The sequence below is a fragment of the Spirosoma fluminis genome, from assembly GCF_054778895.1.
This window is the reverse complement of the sequence record NZ_BAAGZD010000006.1, coordinates 128,002-147,939: the sequence shown is the minus strand read 5'-3', so window position 1 is coordinate 147,939 and position 19,938 is coordinate 128,002. Positions and strand designations below refer to the sequence as shown.

The window sequence follows — 19,938 nt, the reverse complement described above, 5'->3', positions numbered from 1 at the left end:
TCAGAAACTTTCCGTACTTTTGTCCGGCAAATAACACCACCTGTTTATTTGCCATGAGCTTAGATACCAGTAAGTTTCTTTACGAGGCTCTCACTTACGACGACGTACTGCTGCTGCCTGCCTACTCAGAGGTTCTCCCGCGCGATACAAGTACTGTTACCCAACTTACCCGCGAAATTCAACTAAACATTCCGCTCATCTCGGCGGCAATGGACACCGTTACGGAGTCAGCGCTGGCTATTGCGATGGCGCAGGAAGGGGGTATCGGTATGATCCACAAAAATATGAGTGTGGAAGCGCAGGCCGATGAGGTTCGTCGGGTGAAGCGCTCAGAAAGTGGGATGATTATTGATCCCATCACGCTCGCCGAAAGCGCTACGCTGGCCGACGCACTCAAAATCATGCGCGAGTTCAAGATCGGCGGCATTCCGGTCGTTGACGAAAACGGGAAGCTGGTGGGTATCCTCACCAACCGCGACCTGCGCTTTCAGAGCGATTTGTCGAAGCCGGTTACCGATATAATGACCCGCGAGAAGCTCATTACGGCCACTACGGGGCTAACCCTGGATGAGGCCGAGAGCATCCTGCAGGAATACCGAATCGAGAAGCTTCCGATTGTTGATGAAGAGAATCGCCTGGTTGGCCTTATTACGTACAAAGACATTCTTAAGAAAAAGAGCCACCCCAACGCCTGTAAGGACGAATTAGGTCGTTTGCGCGTGGGGGCCGCCGTTGGCGTAACGCCCGACCTGACCCGACGTATTGAAGCGCTCGTAAAAGCCGGCGTTGACGTGATCAGTGTCGACACCGCCCACGGCCACTCAAAGGGTGTAATCGACGCGGTACGTGGCATTAAACAGCAGTTTCCCAAACTACAGGTCATTGCCGGAAACGTAGCCACCGGCGAAGGGGCTAAAGCGCTGGCGGATGCGGGTGCTGATGCCGTGAAAGTCGGGGTTGGCCCAGGCTCCATTTGTACGACACGGATCATCGCCGGTATTGGTATGCCCCAGTTAACGGCGGTTTACGAAGCGGCAAAAGCCTTACAGGGAACAGGAGTACCCATTATTGCTGATGGCGGTATTCGCTTCTCGGGCGACATTACCAAAGCCCTGGCGGGCGGAGCCAGTACGGTCATGATCGGTTCGCTGCTGGCGGGCACTGAAGAGGCCCCCGGCGAAGTTGTCTTGTACGAGGGTCGGCGGTTTAAAACGTACCGGGGTATGGGATCGGTTGAAGCAATGGAGGACGGCTCTAAGGATCGCTATTTCCAGGATGCCGAAGACGACATCAAAAAACTTGTTCCCGAGGGTATCGTCGGTCGGGTTCCGTTCAAAGGCCACGTTTCTGAGATTGTGTACCAGATGGTTGGTGGTTTAAAGGCTGGTATGGGCTACTGTGGAGCCATCGATATACCAGCTCTGCAACAGGCTAAATTCGTAAAAATTACCTCGGCAGGTGTGCGCGAAAGCCACCCTCACGATATTCAGATTCAGAAAGAAGCGCCGAATTATTCAGCGAGATAAGCTCTGAACCGCACAGGCGGCCCTGCAGGAGTAAGCTGACCTAACTTGATTCTTACGATTACACAAAGATCGGATTAATCAAGTTGAATCAGGTCAATCCCGCAGGGCCGCCTGTGCGGTTCAGAGATAGTGAACCGTACTGTTGGTGCCGTGGTTAGTGAGGTTGATCTCGCGGATGCCCACACGGTGGTTGTCAATGACCATATTGGTCGTGTCCTGTCTTAGCTGCACGAACGTAGACGGGCTTAATAAAACGAGCAGATTGCCGCGTTGTACAATTTTGTCGGCGTGGTAATGTCCGCAAACAACCGTTACGTGGCACGGCAGGTCCTTGATCAACTCCAGAAACTGGTCGGTTTGCCGGAAGCGATCGTGGCGGTCCATGAACGTAACGTCGGCTGGCACAGGCGGGTGGTGCATAAATACCAGTACGTTGCTGTCTCGTAAGGCCGACATAAATTCACGCAGCCATGCCCATTGGGTTGGCGACATTATACCTTTGGCGGTATCAAGAAAAAGAGTTGGCTGGCCTTCAAGCGGTATTGCATAATACAATTCATCGCCGTGTAAGTAGTTTGTTCGGTTGAACTCCTCGGCCAACAAAGTAGAGTCATCGTGGTTACCGGCAATCACATAATACGGATACGGCAGTTTGTCCAATTGCTCTTTTGCCCACTCGTACGTACTACGGTTTCCTTCTGCATTACAGATGTCGCCACCAATGACCAGGCAGTTGGGTTTAATCTGCGGAAGAAACGCGAGCGCATTCAGAAAATTCTGCCGTACATCAACTTCCTGTGGCTTTTCGCCTTCAGCACCCAAATGTATATCCGTGATAAACGCTATTTTCATACAGTTGTCGTTACGTTATCTACACGCTTAAATAGACGAAATTACTAACCTAGGTGCCTTTATTTAGCAATCAGTTCGTTTTGGCTTCGTTCCAGTACACATCCATTTCGGCCAGGGTCATGTCCCGCAACGCTTTCCCATTCGCCCGGGCCTGTTCTTCAATGTACTGAAAGCGCCTGATAAACTTCTTATTCGTGCGTTCGAGCGCAGTTTCCGGATTGATGTCAATGAAGCGGGCGTAGTTGACGAGTGAAAACAGCAAATCGCCAAATTCGCCCTCGGCCCGCTGCACGTCGATGGCTTCGTCTGTTTCCGCGTTAAATTCAGCTTTAAACTCCTGCATTTCCTCTTCTACCTTTTCCCAGACCTGCTGCTTTTCGTCCCAGTCAAAACCGGCCCCGCGGGCTTTCTCCTGAATACGCATCGCCTTAACCAGAGCGGGCAGCGAAGTCGGCACGCCCCCCAGTACCGATTTGTTACCTTCTTTCAGCTTCAACTGCTCCCAGTTGGCTTTTACCTGCTCTTCGGTTTCGGCTACAGTATCGCCATAAATATGCGGGTGACGGCTAATGAGCTTTTCGCAGACGCCATTGAGGACATCTGCTACGTCGAAGGCACCGGTTTCCGAAGCGATCCTGGCGTAAAAAATCAGGTGCAACTGAATGTCGCCCAGCTCTTTCCGAATCTCGGACAGGTCGTTTTCGAGTATAGCATCCGAGAGTTCATACGTTTCTTCAATGGTCAAGTGACGCAGGCTATCCAGCGTTTGCTTACGATCCCAGGGACACTGCTCGCGCAGTTCATCCATGATGGTCAGCAGCCGATCAAAAGCCATCAGTTGTTCCTGACGGCGGGCGGGTAGGTCTTGAAATTGTTTCTTCGTTTCGCTCATATCCCAATAAGGCATAAGGCGCTGTATTGGTTTACAGGCGGCCCAATTTTATGAGTGACCACGAGCGGTAATTACAATAGCGATCCGCTTCGGCCATTTCGGAACAAAAATAGATAAAGCAATCCGGGCAGAAACATTAATACCCTTATTGGCAAACAGTCTTTGCAACCTGCCCCGACGCTTATTCATAAACTCTCCACTTTTAACTACTTGTTAATGCAAAACTGAACTGATTCTAATCTCGCCAGCCAACCTTTGCGTCTGTAAAGCGAACACGATAGCACCATTCAGGATGAAGCACAATTATGTAAACCATTTTCATGTTTCACTTAATCGTTCTTATAAAATGAAAACCCTAGTGCTGGCCGCTTTTACTACGTTGCCTTTCCTGAGTACCGCTCAGACAACGTCCAGTTTCGTTCATATGCCTGACAATGGCGTTTATCTGTCGGCCACCGATTTTAAGCACCATCTGATAACGGACGGTTTCGACAACGCTCAAACGGGCTATCGCCTGCGTGACGAATTATTTAAACCAGCCGTTAAGATTGTAACGCCCGACAATCAGGACGTCGAAATTCCGGCCGCACAGTTGTGGGGAGAACGTAAATCAGGCGTAGATTACCGTCGTTTTACTGGCGAACTATACCGGGTTGAACACACCGACCGTATCTATATATACAGCCGCCCAACAGACCTGTCGGGTATCGGCCGGAACGCTAATTCGCTGATAACGTACTATTTCAGCCGTAAGGCGGACTCTCCTATTCACGCTATTACCGCCAATGTCCTTAAAGACATCTTTTATGACCAACCCGAAAAGGTTGCCGCTTTTGACGAGTTGGATAATCTGAGTAGTGATCCAGGCCACCAGGCCTCTCAACTGATACGGCTGTTTTACACCAGTGATACGTCCGCTCAGGCAACCGCTGAATAGTCACTAGCCTGTCTGATCAATTCGGCAGATATAGGCCATGAAATAATAAAATGTCGGTCTACCTTGATTGACGTTTTATTATTTCATTTACTTTGCAAAACAAAGTACTTTAAATTATGAACCAATTCACTTACGCCCTGCACTCCTTGCTAAACAGTAATTCTGGCCGTCCGGTACTCGGTCGGGGGCTCATTGCCTTAACGGGGCTTACCGCAGCCGGGCTTGCCCTGGTAACCACGCGCGGATTACTAACCGGCAACTGGTGGTTTTTCGTGATGCTGACCTGGAACTTGTTTCTGGCGTTTTTTCCGTTGGGCGTAGTACTGGTACTGCGCGATTTGCGAACGGCCGGTTTTTTAAGTCCGTGGCTGCTGGCTACTGGTTTAGCGGTCTGGTTGGCTTTTCTGCCGAACGCGCCCTACATCATCACCGACCTGTATCATATTCAACACACTCCGACGCAGTTGCTCTGGTTCGATACCATCACCCTGTTTCTGTTCGCACTGACGGGTTTGCTGGCAGGCTTATACTCGATGCTCATTGCCCACCGAATGCTTCGGCCACTGCTCGGCTTCGGTCTGACGTGGATGCTGATGCTGGCGGGTCAGGTTTTATCCGGCTTTGGCATTTATCTGGGTCGCTTTGGGCGCTGGAATAGCTGGAACGTATTAACTAAACCGTCCATGCTCGTCCAGGCCATTTCTCAATCGTACCACGATCACCTGAGCATCAAGCTCACGTTAGCCTATGGCTTCGTGCTGGTCGTGTTATACATCGCCTTTTATTGGTACATCGACGCTGAAGAGCAGCCAAAATCGCGGCTATTAGCCTGAGGAACAATACGTACTCGTCTGTAAGACTTAGGTTATCGGACGGCCACTGATACGCATGACTACGTATAGCTGACAAAATCGTGAAAGTAAAGCTAATCCTACCCGCTCTGGCCGAGGCTGAAAGCCCCTTCTGGCGCCCCATCAAGTACTCTCTGTTTCCGCCACTCGGTCTGGCAACGCTGGCCGCTCATCTATCTCCTGACGACGAAGTTGAGTTGCAGGATCAACACGTAGAGACGCTGCAACTGGATGATTACCCCGATCTGGTCCTTATTCAGGTTTACATCACCAATGCGTATAGAGCTTATACCATTGCCGATCACTACCGAAGTCGTGGTGCTTACGTCTTACTGGGCGGTTTACACGTAACGTCGCTGCCGGAGGAAGCGGCTGCTCACGCCGACACTATTTTTCTTGGTCCGGGCGATCAGACCTTTCCCGAGTTCCTGGCTGACTTCCAGAAGGGAGAGCCTAAAAAGACGTACCGGTCAACCAGCAGAACCCTCGACAATCTACCGCCTGTCCGAAGAGATTTAATTAAACGTAATCGGTACCTGGTGCCTAATTCTCTGGTTGTTACGCGCGGCTGCCCACACCACTGCGACTTTTGCTACAAGGACGCGTTCTTTGAAGGCGGCAAGACCTTTTATACGCAATTGGTGGACGAAGCCCTGGCCGAAATTGAGCGGCTTCCGGGCAGGCATCTTTATTTTCTCGATGACCACCTGTTGGGCAATACTAAATTTGCCAGCGGGCTCTTCGACGGTATGCGGGGCATGAACCGGGTATTTCAGGGAGCGGCCACGATTGATTCCATTCTCCGCGGAAACCTGATCGAGAAAGCAGCTGATGCCGGGCTACGTAGCGTTTTTGTGGGCTTCGAAACGTTTTCGGCGGCCAATCTAAAGCAAAGCAACAAAAAACAAAACTTGGCGAAGGATTACCGGCAGGCGGTTAATCGGCTGCACTCGCTGGGTATTCTGATCAATGGAAGTTTTGTGTTTGGCCTCGATGAAGACGATCGGGACGTATTCAAACGAACCGTAGACTGGGGTGTCGAGAACGCCATCACCACTGCCACGTATCATATTCTGACGCCTTATCCGGGCACAAAACTGTTTAAAACCATGGAGGCACAGGGCCGAATCCTAACAAGAAACTGGGATTTGTATGACACTCGGCACGTCGTTTACCAAACGGCGCGGTTGGCTCCGGACGAGTTGGAACAAGGCTATGACTGGGCCTATCAATCGTTCTATAGCTGGCTGAACATCCTCAAATCAAGCTTCGCGCACGAGTCACTTAAACACAAGCTGAAACACCTGTTCTATACGGGTGGCTGGAAAAAGTTTGAGCCTGTCTGGAATCTGTTGATCAAGACCCGGACTCTGAATGATATGCTGCCGATTCTGGAGTCGATTTTAGCCAATGTACGAACAACCCAGCCGGATTTTACGGAAGAAAACAAACCTGCGGAAGTTCTGTCTGGTACGTTACCTGAACTGAATACATTACCTTCGGGTCGTTCAGCGCGCTTGCTCCATGATTAACATCCGGAAAGTATTCCGCAGCTTTCGGTATGCGGGACAGGGGATTATTGACTTATTTCGCTATGAAAACAATGCAAAGGCTCACCTGCTTGTTGCCATCGCCATTATTTTAGTGAGTTTACTGGTTCAGCTAAGCCGGGTTGAATGGGCAATTATTCTCACTCAGGTTGGGATTGTCTGGGCCGCCGAAGCGTTTAATACCGCTATTGAAAAACTATGCGATTTTGTATCGCCAGGCATCCATCCCCAAATTAAAGCCATTAAAGATTTATCAGCGGGGGCCGTTTTAATGGTTGTTGTGATTGCAGTTATTATCGGCATTGTCATCATAGGCGGACGACTGCTGGTTCTGCTGGAACTGCTGTAAAAGTGATTGTAACGATCTTGTCTATCAAATTATACCGAACAAACTCATGCACGAATCGCGTGAACATCTACAGACGCTGACCGAGATCCGTAGTCTGATGGAGCGCTCTTCCAAGTTCCTTTCCCTAAGCGGGCTGTCGGGTGTTTCGGCCGGTGTAGTTGCGCTCACGGGGGCGGTGGTTGTGTACATGCGGCTACGTACCGGCTGGTTTACCATTCCCGGTTACGACCGGCTGGAGCTTTACGATGATGCCGACCATGCAGCTATCAAACAATTTTTGGTACTGGTGGCTCTGGCCGTTCTGGTGGCGGCTCTGCTGCTGGGAACGTATTTTACGGTTCGGAAAGCACGTCGGCAGGGCTTAAGTGTCTGGAATACGTCTTCCCAGCGTTTGGTCTGGGCTATGGCCGTTCCGCTGGCAGCGGGGGGAGTCTTCTGCCTGGCGCTTCTGCACTACAATATCATCTGGCTGGCGTTCCCGGCTACCCTTATCTTTTACGGCTTAGCCTTAGTAAACGGCAGTCGGCACACACTCCGGGATGTCGAATCACTGGGCTACTGCGAAATTGTGCTTGGCTTAATCTCCTTATTTTTGCCGGGATACAACCTGTTAGTATGGGCCATTGGCTTCGGCATCCTGCACATTGCGTATGGCCTGGCGATGTACTTCAAATACGAACGTAATACCGCATGAAAGACCTGCTGGCTCAGTTTAACAAAGCATTTGAGAGCAAGGCGCGGCTAAACATCATGTCGGTCCTGATGGTCAACGACTCCATGAGTTTTAACGGGCTGAAGGAACTGCTTAGCCTGACCGACGGCAACCTCTCTACGCACTTACGGTCGCTGGAAGAGCTGGGTTACGTAGCGGTTCAGAAGCAGTTTATCGGCCGAAAGCCAAACACGACGTATTCTACTACCGATGCTGGCCGTCAGGCCTTTGCCGACCACCTGAACGCCCTCGAAGAGTTTATTAAGAACCTGTAGACGTTTTTTTACACCGTCTACAGGTTCTCTTGTATTGCGGCTTGGGTACTTTTTTCTTCACTGGCAGTTCCATGCAAACCCAGTCCGTAGGCCGATGGTCAGGCTTGGCAATCAGGGTTATACCGTTCTCCGCGGCTTCTATAGGTGCTTTATAGGTCAATTATCACCAGCGAAATTCGATTACCGTCGGAATTAACGCGGTTGGCTAAGCAAAATGAGTCTACAAACCGTTGCTTTTTCATGAATCTCATGAACTCTCCTTCAGCAAACCAGCGGTCCTATGCCTGACCAGTCATCATCTGCAACAGCCATACCTCAATTGCGTTCGCTTGAAAAGGAAGGAACGCGACGCACAACCTGGGCTGAACTGCTCAATGATTTGGTGTTTACGGTCATTATCATGCAGTTAGCGCAGCGGTTGCAGACCTCGTTTGACGCTAAAGAATTTGGCCAGTTCATCCTGCTATACGTTCCTGTCTGGTGGCTTTGGAATGGTGAGACGCATTATTCCACACGTTTCGACAACGAACAGGATATAACGCACCGCTTTCTGGGGAGTCTTCAGTTACTCGGTTTGATTGTGCTGGCCGCGTCGGTTCCCAAAGGAGCCGAAGCCAGTTCATCGGTATACGCGCTGACGTACTCGGTGGTGCGGATTATACTTTTGGCCGAATACGGCCGGGCCTGGTATTACGTGCCCAAAGCCCGCCCTTACATTAAGCATTTAGCCACTGGCTTTTCTCTTTCGGCGTTGCTCTGGATTGGCTCGGTATTCGTTCCGCTTCCTTATAAATACGGAGTCTGGGCCCTGGCCCTGCTCATTGAACTAGGAACTCCCTTAACCTCGACGGGCGGGCAGCTCCACCGGGAGTTTCCACCCGACGTTCGGCATCTACCCGAACGGTACGGTTTGTTTACGCTGCTTGTGCTCGGGCAATCGGTAAGCGGAGCAACGCAGGGTCTGATGGCCAGCGGACTGAACGCAGAAACGATTCCGGCTACGGTCTTAGGCGGCATTATCATCATTGGCCTGTGGTGGGCTTATTTCGACCGGCTCGACGACGATGCGGTGCGGCAGGTGAGCGAAGGCGGTACGGCCCGGTTCTATACCCTGTGGCTCTATCTGCACTTACCCCTGACCATTGCTTTAACCCTGGTAGGCATTAGCCTGACCTACGCGGTGCGGGCCACCAACCAGGATGATTTACCCCAGCAGACGCAATGGCTATTAACGGGTTCCGTAGCTGCTTATCTGTTAACGGAAGCCGGTATCAGCCTGACATCACTTAAGGCAGGCCCTCCTCATCCTAGCTTCGTTCGCGGCATTGTCACCCGCTTTGGAATTGCCCTTGTTCTGGTTGGCGTTGGCGCGTTTGCGTCGTTACGTCCAATTAATCTGATGATTATTACTGCTGCCCTGGTGATGGCCATGATTGTCAGCGACAATCTGGCCCCGGCGGCTCCGGCAAGTACCGAGCGCGTAGAAGGTCAGACTGATGGTAACGACGTAAAACCAGATACGGGCGTATAGCTAGCCCTATGAGCAAACCCCGTTAGTTGGCGTTGAACTCCGAATCCTTGATGCCTTTGTTCACTTTCACATTATCGACGGACATGGTCATTGATCCGCGTGGCGATTGCTGAACGATCGTCATGGGAAACTTTATGCCGTTTACGTCTTTATAATCGGTATACAAGGACGTAGTAGTCATCTGACCTCGTGGCGATTGGCCACTCGTAACCGACTGCACTTTCAGGCCAGTTGTTACGTCGAAGTTATCCGTCCACGTAGTGGCTCCATCCGCGGTCGCGTGGCTTAATTTATACGTATCCTTACCCTCTACTTTCTCGGAGCCAACGAACGTAGTTTTTACACCGTTTTCAGTGTAATGCAACTCGGGAAAAATAATATTCATCAGAATCATCTGCTGCGCAGCGGGACCGTCGAGGGTACGGCTTCCCTGCATACCGCCCATAGCCACCTTCGATCCATTACCTGTCCGCATCATCATCTCCATACCGTTGATGTTGATAGCCATCGAAAATTTGTTGGGAAGTTTCTGCTTCCAGGTAATGATAATGTGCTCCCGTTCGATTTCGCTCGATAGGTACGTGGTTAGGTCCTGCACTTTCAACAGCACATCTTTCCCACCAATGGCGGCAATGTATTTATCAATTACTTCGTCGGCGGCTGGAGTAGTTTGCGCCAGTACGGACAGCCAGAACGTCAACGCCAAGGACAAGGTTAAGGCTATCTTCTTCATCAGTTTGGGCTTGGTCAGGTCAACTCTGAACGTAATGATTCCATAAAGCGGACCAGGTTGAGTAACTGCCTGATCGCGTTTTGGCAAGGAAGAGAGTTTTGTTACGTCTCTTTTGTCGAATATACAGACACTTTGCATTATATCAGCAAAAATTTGTCTTTACCATTGGGGGATTTAGCCGGGTAAACTTGTCCTATAGCTGTGAGCCCTTTCCCAGATGTCTGTTAATCCATTTCTGATTACCCCGCCAGGCGATAAGCCAGCTTTACGTCCAGAGTCTGGTCAGTCGGTGCCGACCGAAATCGACCACGAGCTTTTTGTGCGCAAAGCGTTCGAGCAAGACCCGCGGCACGGCTGCGAGCTGTTATTTAAGCTTTACTTTGCCCCGCTTTGCAGCCACGCCGTTCGCTACGTGTATAATCGCCAATTGGCCGAAGATCTGGTAGCGGACCTATTCTATTCCTTTTACGCCAATCGGCAGTATGAACGCGTAACCAGCTCCTACCGGGCGTATCTCTACCAGGCCGTTCGGAATCGGGCGTTCAACTGCATTCGCTGGGAATTAGGTCGGCAAGGCACCGAGGAGCCTGACCTCAACGAACCCGATACGGAATCGGGACAGCCCGACAATCTTCTGGTACAGGATGAACTTTACCAGACGCTTGAACGAGCGGTCCAGCAGCTGTCTCCCCAGCGGCAGCGGGTCTTTCTGATGAGTCGATTCGAAGGCAAATCGTACAAAGAGATTGCCCATGAACTTGGGCTAACGCCAAAGACAGTCGAAAATCACCTGCTCCGGGCGTTAACGGCCGTTCGGTCGGTCCTGCGCCAGAGCCACCTGCTTATCTCAACGGTCCTATTGCTAATCACGCTAGGATAGTCTCCACAAGATACTCGAACACGCATGCAACCAACTAAAGAATTGGTGTACACCTACTTTGCCGGCCAGGCTACGTCGCTCCAGAAGAAAGTCATTGGCGAGTGGCTGGCCCACCCTGACGGCCGGGAGCAATTTTTCCAGTGGCTGGACGAGTGGGAGCGCAGCTATCCGCAGTATAAACCCGACTCAGACCTCATCCTCGCACGGCTCCAGCAACGGATGGCGAACCCGGCTCCGGCCGTTTCTCCCTTCCAGCACGTTCACCGGCCCGAGCCGGGACTCAGCAACAAACGCCGTTGGCAATGGGCCGCAGCCGTTGTTGGCTTAGCCGGCTTACTTGCTGGTTTATACGCCACGCAGGACGTTTGGAATTACCGCACCATTGTAACGACCAAACAGCAGTTGCGAACCGTTAACCTCCCCGATGGCTCTACCGTTGCCCTGAATGGTCAGTCGACGCTACGTGTGCCCCGCTGGGGGTATGGCTGGGTATCGCGTCGGGTCCAGTTCTCCGGCGATGCGGTCTTTAACGTCCGGCATCTGGCCACCCATCAACCGTTTGTGGTCAAGCTGCCCTCTGGCGTCGATGTTGAAGTTTTAGGCACCGAGTTTTCGGTAAGTGATCGGAAAGCCAATACGGAGGTTGTACTCAAGCGCGGGAAGGTAAAACTCGCCTATACATCCGCCAAACAGGAGCCGCAGAGCCTGATCATGAAACCCGGCGACTACGTATCTCTCGACCGCCTGGGCTCCGTACAACTCCGCCACCAAACCGACACCGTCGCTTTCGCGGGCTGGCGGTACCGGCATTTCGTATTCAACAATACCCCGTTGCTGGATGTGTTCAGACAGATACACGATGTGTTTGGCGTAACGGTTCAATGCAGCGATCCTCAGCTGGCGCGTCGAACGCTGACCGGCACAATTCGGGCGGGTTCATCACAGGAACTGGCCGAAGCCCTCGCTGAGCTGCTTGATCTACACGTAACGAACGCCGATCAAACCCTTGTCTTTTTTCAAAACGCCGATAAAACAACTAACCAATGAGGAAACTCCTACCCTTTACCCTAACCGTCAGCTGGCTCGTGGTAGCTGGTTACGATTTAACAACGGCTCAAACCCTGGCGTCGGTGCAAACCCGTACGGTCAGCTGGCAACCCAGTAAACTTAACCAACACACTACGTCCCAGCAGCTTTCACTCCGGCAAGCCCTGCTTGAGCTAAAGCAGCACTACGGCGCTGATATTCTGTTTGAAGAATCGGTCATCGCCGAAACAGCCACGAAGCCAGCTGAACCAATTAATTACAACGCCCGACTGGAGGCAAACCTGAATACGTTACTGAAGCCTCGGGGTTTACGGTTCAAAAAATTAAAGTCAGGTGCCTATTTAATTGTGCCGGTCAAGACGACGATCAGGGTCGTTACGGACTCGCCTGAGCCTATTACCACAACGTCGGCCGCGGCTCCCCTACCCACCCCAACCTCGATAACCGGGCTACCGTTTACCTTACCGGCGGAATCCGCACTGGCCGATGTACGTATCGTTGGTCGCGTTGCGGCTGAGAACGGCGAAGAGCTTCCCGGAGTGAGCGTGGTGGTGAAAGGATCAACACGCGGCACAACAACGGATGCCAACGGGCGCTATCAGTTGAGCGTCCCGGACAGCAAGGCGGTGCTGGTATTTAGCTTTGTCGGGTACGTTAGCCAGGAAGTTGTCGTCGGCAACCGGACAACCGTTGATGTTCAACTGGCGACCGACACGCGTTCGCTGAATGAGGTGGTTGTTATCGGGTATGGTACGCAGAAGAAGAGCGACCTCACCGGCGCAGTGGCAACGGTTCCGGTAGAAGAAATCCGGAAGGTAGCCGTTGCCTCGCTCGACCAGGCGCTTCAGGGACGGGCCGCTGGCGTACAGATCACGCAAAATTCGGGTGCTCCCGGCGGCACCACAACCATTCGGATTCGGGGCGGCAACTCCATTCAGGGCGATAACGAACCGCTCTACGTTATCGATGGCATCCCGTTCAAGAACGACGGAGCCAGCAGCGGTTCGAATTTTAACGTATTAAGCACGCTTAACCCCAGCGATATTGAGTCGATCTCGGTCCTGAAAGATGCGTCGTCTACGGCTATTTATGGCTCTCGTGGCGCGAACGGCGTGGTTATCATTACGACCAAACGGGGTAAGGCGGGCAAGTCAACTATCAACTTCGACACGTATTATGGTGTACAGCAGGTACGACGGAAATACCCGGTTTTGAACGGACGCGAGTACGCTCAGTTCGTAAATGACGCCAACACGAACGAAGGCCGGGCAGCTGTTTATAGTCAGGACCAGGTCAATGCCTTCGGCGAGGGCACCGACTGGCAGGACCAGATATTCCAGTCAGCCCCCATCCAGAACTATCAACTGTCGATCTCGGGCGGTGACGAGCGTACGCAATACGCCATTGGCGGGGGGTATTTTAAGCAGGATGGGATCGTTGTCAACTCGAATTTTGACCGGTATTCGTTCCGGATCAACCTGGACCGCAAGCTGACCAACAAAATCAAAATCGGGAATAGTCTGACGGTGAACCGCACGGTCTCGAACCAATCGCGCACGGATGGCGACCTGGGCAGCGCCGGTCTGGTGACCATGGCAGCCTTGCAATTCCCGCCGATTCTTCCCGTCTACAACCCTGACGGTACGTATCTGGTGACTAGCCCGGCGCTGAATTTTACGGCCGATAACCCGGTGGCCCTGGCCCGCGACAGCAAGAACCGTAACACCGCCTTCCGGACGTTCGGCAACGTATTTGGCGAGTACCAGATCATCGATGGGCTGAACCTGAAAGTGCTGCTGGGCGTAGATGCCATTTTGCAGAAACAGGATAGTTATCTCCCCCGGAGCGTATCGAGTGGCTTGTCGCAGGGTGGAGTCGGTTCGCTGTACAATAGTCAGGCCGTAACCTGGCTGAACGAAAACCTGCTGACTTACAACCGGACGGTAAATACAGTTCATACGATTGGTGCCCTGCTCGGTTTCACCCAACAAGCGTATCGAGTGGAAACCAGCACGGCCGCAGCCAGAAACTTCGTCAACGACAACCTGAACACTGGCAACCTGGGCGCGGGATCAGTACCGCTCACGCCTTCGTCGGGCATTGGTACCTGGGGTTTACAGTCGTACCTGGCTCGCGTCAATTATGGCTACAAAGACAAATACCTGGTCACTGCTTCGTTCCGGGCCGATGGCTCATCACGCTTCGGTGCTAACAAGCAATACGGTTACTTTCCATCGGCGGCTTTAGCCTGGCGGGTATCCGAAGAAAGCTTTATGAAAGATGTCCGGGCCGTGAGCGACCTGAAACTTCGCGCCACCTACGGTTTAACGGGTAACCAGGATGGTATCGGTAACTACCCCGCTTATTCGTTGCTGGCCACCCAGAACTATGTATTGGGCAATACGGTGGCAACCGGCATAGGGCCCAACCAGATCGCCAATCCCGATCTATCGTGGGAAACCACGTCGCAGGCCGACTTTGGTATTGATCTCGGCTTGCTGAACAACCGAATCACTGTAACGGCAGATGCGTATGTGAAGCGCACAAAAGACCTGTTGCTTAACGTCACCGTGCCGAGCACATCGGGTTATACAAGCGCGATCAAGAACCTGGGGCGGGTCGAAAACAAGGGCCTGGAACTGAGCGTCTCGTCCCGAAACATCGATGGAGCTTTCAAATGGAATACCGACATCAATTTTGCGCTGAATCGCAATAAGGTTCTTGACATCGGCGGGGCTCCGCAGATTTTTGCCGGACAAGTGGCCAACATCGCCCAAAATGTCAACTCCGGTATTATTCGGGTCGGCGAGCCCTTAGGGTCGTTCTACGGCTACGTAACTAACGGGTTATACCAGACCTCCGACGAACTGGCGGCTTTGGTCGATGCACAGGCCCGCAAGCCGGGCGATCGGAAATACCTCGATCTGAACGGCGACAAGAAAATCGACGATAACGACCGGACCATTATCGGTCGTGCGCAACCGAAGTTCATCGGTGGCTTCAACAATACGTTCTCATACAAAGGACTGGAGCTAACGGTTTTCTTCCAGGGTGTTTACGGGAATGAGATTCTGAATGCCAACCGCTTCGAGCTGGAATACCTGAACGGTACTAATAATCAGGATCGGGACATGCTCAACCGATGGACGCCCACGAACACCAATACTGACATCCCGCGCGCATCGACCACTCGCCCGGCGAACCGGATTTCGACCCGACAAATTGAAGATGGCTCTTACCTGCGGCTGAAGAATATCCAGCTGGCTTACAACCTGCCCGCGCTAGTCCTGAAAACGCTCAAGATTCAGTCGTTACGTGTATATGCGACCGCTCAGAATTTCGCAACATGGACAAACTACTCAGGCTACGATCCGGAAGTGAACCGGTTTGGTCAGGACAGCCGCAGTCAGGGCTTCGATTACGCAAGCTATCCGGCCGCTAAAACCCTGATGTTTGGCCTTAACGTTGGTTTTTAATCTAAAGAGTGAATGAAAGAAAGAGCAATTCATTCTGGCGAATTGCTCCTGCCGCTTTCTTCCATTACCCTTAACGAATAATAGACATGAAGTTACCACCAATAGCAACCCCAAGCCCCCGACGAAGCCTTTCGCTCTTTGTCTCTTTTGCTGTTTCTCTCTTCATTGTATCCGGCTGCGAGGTGCTGGATCAGATTCCGGCATCGAGTTTTACGCCCGATAACTTTTACAAAAATGCCGAAGATGCCCGAGCCGCTGTCAGTAGCGTCTACGACCCCATGAACAACTCGAATATGTACGCGCAGGTCATGTGGATTCTGCAGGACCAGGCTACCGACGATTCGGAATGGGGTGGCGGACGATCGACGGCTAACCAGGCGAAAAACGACCTTGATAAGCATACATTCACCCCGGCGACCTCTACCTTCCAGTCGATTTGGTCAACGGCCTACCAGGGTATCAACCGGGCAAATGCAGTTGTAGAACGGGTTCCTGGCATTCCGATGGATGAGACCTTAAAAGCACGTTACGTTGCCGAAGCCAAGTTCATGCGGGCGTTCTATTACTTCACGCTGGTTCGGCTGTTCGGCGGAGTGCCGCTGGTCGTCCAGGAAACCAAGTCGCTCAATAACCTGAACGTAAGCCGGGCTTCGGTTGATGATGTCTATAAACAAGTTGTTCAGGACTTCACGGAAGCGGAAAACGTCCTACCCGCGAAATACACCGGAGCCGATATTGGGCGCGCGACCAAAGGCGCAGCAACGGCGTTCCTGGCTAAGGTTTACCTGACCCGCCAGGATTGGGCCAATGCCGCGGCAAAAGCGAAGCAGATAATCGACGCTGGAACGTACGACTTATGGACTACGTATCCAGAGGTATTCCTGATTGCGAACAAGAATGGCAAAGAAGCCATTTTCGAGATGCAGGCCCTGGGTGGTGGCTTTAACGAAGGGAGCTGGATGCAAGGATATATGCGTCCACCGTTCGATCGGGTCAGTGGGGTGGCCGGGTTCGGCGATGATCCTCCAACCGAAAATCTGTACAAAACGTACTCAGCTGCCGATAAACGGCGGGACGTAACGCTGAAACTGTATTCGGCAACGGGTACGCCCGCGGCTCCGGCCAGCATCAGCTTCCCCTGCTACGTCTATAAGTATCTGGACCCATCGGCAACCGCGAATGCCGAAGGCAGCAACAACTTCCCGATACTACGTTACGCGGATGTCCTTCTGATGTATGCCGAAGCTTTAAATGAACAAAATGGTCCGACGGCGGATGCGTATGCGGCCATTAACCGGATTCGCAAACGGGCTGGTCTGGCCGATCTCAGCGGCTTAACGAAAGCCGAATTCCGCGATGCGATATTGCTCGAACGCCGTCTGGAACTAGCATTTGAAGGGCACCGGTGGTATGACCTGGCACGCACGGGTCGGCTCGTTGAGGCTATTAAAGCGCAGAATCCGACCATTGTTGTCCCTGCAACTCATATCCTCTACCCTATTCCGCAAACGGAGCGCGACGTGAATCCGCAACTGACGCAGAATCCAGGGTATTAAGCTACTAGCTACGTGTGATGTCGGGTCGAAGGGCTCGGCATCACCTTTTCTATCGTTTGATCGCTCCTCTAATGCAACGTCGAACCTTTTTGCAGAGCACATTAGCCGTTACGGCGGCCGCGCCCTTATATGCATCTGAACTGACGACTAAGGCTGAGCAACCGCCAACTATTATCAACGCGGGTATTGGTGGCAATAACACCGTCGATTTACTGGCTCGGATTGAGGCCGATTGTTTGGCGCAACGCCCGGACCTGACAATTTTGATGATCGGCACCAACGATATGAACAGCCGGAAATACGTGCCGCTTGCCGACTACGAGCGAAACCTGCGAACCATCTGCACGAAGCTAGTAGCCGCCCGAAGCCAGGTCATGCTGATGACCATTCTGCCCGTTTACGAACCGTATCTGATGACCCGCCATGACCCGGATTTTTACAAGCCCGAAGGGCATACGGCCCGAAAAGCAAACGTAAATAACACCATCCGCAAAGTAGCCACAGAGCATCGCTTTCCTTTACTGGACATGTACCCTATTTTCGAGAAAGTTGGTAACCTTGGCCTGGAAGCCGGGAGTCTGCTAAAAAACGAGGTAAACAGCAATAAAACCGACGGCATCCATCCTACGGCTGAAGGCTACCGTACGATGGCCGTGGCTATTTATCTGTTTCTGGCAACGAATCAGTTGTTAAAAAACCGTATCGTCTGTTTGGGCGACAGCATTACCAAAGGCGATGATGCCGGTAAAAACTACCCCGCTTATCTTCAGAAACTGGTAACTGTTTCATAACCTACTTACCTACCTGTTCTATGACTTTTTTCGCACATTCTGTATCAGTACTGATTTCTCGTTTGGGCAGACATGGGCTGCTGGCTGGCTGGCTCCTGGGTTTACTGCTGATCCTGCCGGGCCACCGCGCTGCTCACAGACCAGCGTTACCGGTCAAAGCCGTGGTGCGGCAGGCCGATGTTATTATTTATGGCGGTACATCAGCCGCTGTCACAGCGTCCGTGCAGGTTAAGAAAATGGGCAGGTCGGTGATCATTGTATCGCCCGACAAACATCTGGGTGGCTTATCCGCGGGAGGACTGGGCTTTACCGATACGGGTAATAAAGAAGTAATTGGCGGCCTCTCCCGCCAGTTCTACCAGCGCCTGTACCAGCATTATCAGAAACCGACAGGCTGGAAATGGCAAAAAAAGGAAGAGTATGGCAACAAAGGCCAGGGAACACCTGCCATTGATGGCAATGCGCGTACTATGTGGATTTTTGAACCCCATGCTGCCGAACAGGTTTTTGAAGATTTCATTCGCGAAAACAAGATTCAGATCTACCGCGACGAATGGCTCGACCGCTCGGCCAAAGGCGTTACCAAAAAGTCGGGTGGTATTCAGTCATTTCGTACGCTGAGCGGGACTGTCTACGCAGGTAAGATGTTTATTGACGCTACGTACGAGGGCGATCTGATGGCAGCCGCTGGGATTCGTTACCACGTTGGCCGCGAAGCGAACAGTGTTTATGGGGAGAAATGGAACGGTGTACAAACTGACGTATTTCACCACGGGCACCATTTCAAATCGAACGTGAGCCCTTACAAAGTTGCCGGAAATCCAGAGAGCGGTCTGCTTCCCGAAGTATCGCCGAATCTGCCCGGCGAGTACGGGGCGGGCGATAACAAAATTCAGGCGTATTGTTTCCGCATGTGCCTGAGCAACCACCCCGATAACCGCATTCCGTTTCCAAAGCCCGCAGGTTACGATCCGGCGCGGTATGAGTTACTGGGAAGAGTATTCGACACCGGCTGGCGCGAAACCTTCAACAAGTTTGACCCGATTCCGAACCGCAAAACCGACACGAACAACCACGGTCCGTTCAGCACCGACTACATTGGCAAGAACTATGATTATCCCGAAGCGACTTATGAGCGCCGACGCCAGATCATTAAAGAGCATGAACTGTATCAGAAGGGGTTGATGTACTTCCTCCAGAACGATCCACGCGTTCCGGCTGATGTTCGGGAGCAGATGCAGCAGTGGGGACTGCCCAAAGATGAATTCGTCGACAATGGCGGCTGGCCTCACCAGTTGTACATCCGCGAAGCCCGGCGTATGCTGGGTGTATTCGTGATGAAAGAAGCGGATGCGCTCGGCAAAACCACCGTACCAAATCCAATTGGCATGGGTTCCTATACGCTCGATGCGCACCAGGCCCAGCGATACGTTAAAAAAGACGGCTTTGTGCAGAACGAAGGCGACATCGGCGTTCACCCCGACCGGCCGTATTCAATCGCGTACGGATCGATTCTGCCCAAAGAAGAGGAATGCAATAACCTGCTCGTACCGGTTTGCGTATCGAGTTCGCACATCGCCTTTGGGTCAATCCGGATGGAACCCGTCTTTATGATCCTGGGTCAGTCGGCTGCGACAGCGGCTGTCTTATCGCTGGAGAATAAAGTATCTCCCCAGCGTTTGCCTTATCAAAAACTTCGGGAGGTGCTGTTGAAGGATGGGCAACGGTTAGAATAAGTCATCGAGAAGCATAGGCTTTGTTATCCCGCCTACAGAACCCGGTCGCCCTTTGGGTTTGAGAACTGGAAAGAAACCAGAATCTGGGTAGCTTGCCAGGCAGGCAATCAGGCGGGCTTCTCTATCATGTATCTGAAGCCGTTCACGAAAAGGTTGCTTTTTCTGAACAATTACTTTGCTTAGTACAGGTTCTTGCCTTGTCAAGAACCTGTTTGCTCTGTAGCTTATACAAGAGTAAAAGCTT

General features: G+C 52.2%; 17 protein-coding genes. 14 read left to right on the top strand and 3 right to left on the bottom strand.

Features of this window, described 5'->3' with window-relative positions; translation table 11 throughout:
- Positions 1 to 53 precede the first annotated feature (53 nt).
- A complete protein-coding gene (gene guaB / locus ACYVBJ_RS11285; RefSeq protein ID WP_460982405.1) occupies positions 54 to 1,526 on the top strand; it encodes an IMP dehydrogenase in 1,473 nt (490 codons plus the stop codon).
- Between the two features lie 120 nt (positions 1,527 to 1,646).
- On the opposite strand, the gene ACYVBJ_RS11280 is transcribed toward guaB, so the two are convergent.
- Both ACYVBJ_RS11280 and mazG read right to left on the bottom strand, forming a co-directional pair.
- Positions 1,647 to 2,378 carry a metallophosphoesterase family protein gene (locus tag ACYVBJ_RS11280; protein WP_460982404.1) on the bottom strand — a complete coding sequence of 244 codons (732 nt, stop codon included), beginning with the start codon at positions 2,376 to 2,378 and terminating at the stop codon, positions 1,647 to 1,649.
- A 70-nt stretch (positions 2,379 to 2,448) separates the two neighbouring features.
- On the bottom strand, positions 2,449 to 3,285 hold the full coding sequence (mazG, locus tag ACYVBJ_RS11275) for a nucleoside triphosphate pyrophosphohydrolase (protein WP_460982403.1): 837 nt from the start codon (positions 3,283 to 3,285) through the stop codon (positions 2,449 to 2,451).
- 331 nt (positions 3,286 to 3,616) lie between these two features.
- On the opposite strand from mazG, the gene ACYVBJ_RS11270 reads away from it, so the two are divergent.
- The 7 genes from ACYVBJ_RS11270 to ACYVBJ_RS11240 all read left to right on the top strand — a co-directional run bounded on the left by ACYVBJ_RS11270 (position 3,617) and on the right by ACYVBJ_RS11240 (position 9,475).
- Positions 3,617 to 4,207 carry a hypothetical protein gene (locus tag ACYVBJ_RS11270; protein WP_460982402.1) on the top strand — a complete coding sequence of 197 codons (591 nt, stop codon included), beginning with the start codon at positions 3,617 to 3,619 and terminating at the stop codon, positions 4,205 to 4,207.
- Between the two features lie 116 nt (positions 4,208 to 4,323).
- Positions 4,324 to 5,040: a DUF1361 domain-containing protein gene (locus tag ACYVBJ_RS11265; protein ID WP_460982401.1), complete on the top strand. Its 717-nt coding sequence runs from the start codon at positions 4,324 to 4,326 to the stop codon at positions 5,038 to 5,040.
- Between the two features lie 80 nt (positions 5,041 to 5,120).
- Complete coding sequence (locus tag ACYVBJ_RS11260; RefSeq protein ID WP_460982400.1) at positions 5,121 to 6,590, top strand: B12-binding domain-containing radical SAM protein; 1,470 nt, start codon at positions 5,121 to 5,123, stop codon at positions 6,588 to 6,590.
- Positions 6,583 to 6,957 carry a diacylglycerol kinase family protein gene (locus tag ACYVBJ_RS11255; RefSeq protein WP_460982399.1) on the top strand — a complete coding sequence of 125 codons (375 nt, stop codon included), beginning with the start codon at positions 6,583 to 6,585 and terminating at the stop codon, positions 6,955 to 6,957. Before ACYVBJ_RS11260 ends, ACYVBJ_RS11255 begins: the two co-directional genes overlap by 8 nt.
- A 46-nt stretch (positions 6,958 to 7,003) precedes the next feature.
- Entirely contained in the window at positions 7,004 to 7,651 is a 648-nt protein-coding gene (locus ACYVBJ_RS11250; protein ID WP_460982398.1) for a hypothetical protein, read from the top strand.
- A complete protein-coding gene (locus tag ACYVBJ_RS11245; protein WP_460982397.1) occupies positions 7,648 to 7,944 on the top strand; it encodes a winged helix-turn-helix domain-containing protein in 297 nt (98 codons plus the stop codon). Before ACYVBJ_RS11250 ends, ACYVBJ_RS11245 begins: the two co-directional genes overlap by 4 nt.
- Positions 7,945 to 8,263: 319 nt before the next feature.
- Positions 8,264 to 9,475: a low temperature requirement protein A gene (locus tag ACYVBJ_RS11240; RefSeq protein WP_460982396.1), complete on the top strand. Its 1,212-nt coding sequence runs from the start codon at positions 8,264 to 8,266 to the stop codon at positions 9,473 to 9,475.
- Positions 9,476 to 9,497: 22 nt separating this feature from the next.
- Here ACYVBJ_RS11240 and ACYVBJ_RS11235 read toward each other — a convergent pair whose 3' ends face one another.
- A complete protein-coding gene (locus ACYVBJ_RS11235) occupies positions 9,498 to 10,295 on the bottom strand; it encodes a LolA-like protein (protein ID WP_460982395.1) in 798 nt (265 codons plus the stop codon).
- Between the two features lie 130 nt (positions 10,296 to 10,425).
- Here ACYVBJ_RS11235 and ACYVBJ_RS11230 point away from each other — a divergent pair, with 130 nt between their 5' ends.
- The 6 genes from ACYVBJ_RS11230 (at position 10,426) to ACYVBJ_RS11205 (ending at position 19,694) form a co-directional block, all read left to right on the top strand.
- The gene (locus ACYVBJ_RS11230; RefSeq protein ID WP_460982394.1) at positions 10,426 to 11,088 is read left to right on the top strand and encodes an RNA polymerase sigma-70 factor; all 663 of its coding nucleotides are present in this window, start codon (positions 10,426 to 10,428) and stop codon (positions 11,086 to 11,088) included.
- Between the two features lie 24 nt (positions 11,089 to 11,112).
- Positions 11,113 to 12,135, top strand: coding sequence for a FecR family protein (locus ACYVBJ_RS11225; RefSeq protein WP_460982393.1), 1,023 nt, complete (start codon positions 11,113 to 11,115; stop codon positions 12,133 to 12,135).
- The gene (locus tag ACYVBJ_RS11220; RefSeq protein WP_460982392.1) at positions 12,132 to 15,611 is read left to right on the top strand and encodes a SusC/RagA family TonB-linked outer membrane protein; all 3,480 of its coding nucleotides are present in this window, start codon (positions 12,132 to 12,134) and stop codon (positions 15,609 to 15,611) included. Before ACYVBJ_RS11225 ends, ACYVBJ_RS11220 begins: the two co-directional genes overlap by 4 nt.
- 86 nt (positions 15,612 to 15,697) lie before the next feature.
- Positions 15,698 to 17,167 (top strand): RagB/SusD family nutrient uptake outer membrane protein, encoded by a 1,470-nt coding sequence (locus ACYVBJ_RS11215; RefSeq protein ID WP_460982391.1) that lies wholly within the window; start codon positions 15,698 to 15,700, stop codon positions 17,165 to 17,167.
- Positions 17,168 to 17,238: 71 nt separating this feature from the next.
- Positions 17,239 to 17,958: an SGNH/GDSL hydrolase family protein gene (locus ACYVBJ_RS11210; RefSeq protein WP_460982390.1), complete on the top strand. Its 720-nt coding sequence runs from the start codon at positions 17,239 to 17,241 to the stop codon at positions 17,956 to 17,958.
- A gap of 20 nt (positions 17,959 to 17,978) precedes the next feature.
- Positions 17,979 to 19,694: an FAD-dependent oxidoreductase gene (locus tag ACYVBJ_RS11205; RefSeq protein WP_460982389.1), complete on the top strand. Its 1,716-nt coding sequence runs from the start codon at positions 17,979 to 17,981 to the stop codon at positions 19,692 to 19,694.
- Positions 19,695 to 19,938 lie beyond the last annotated feature (244 nt).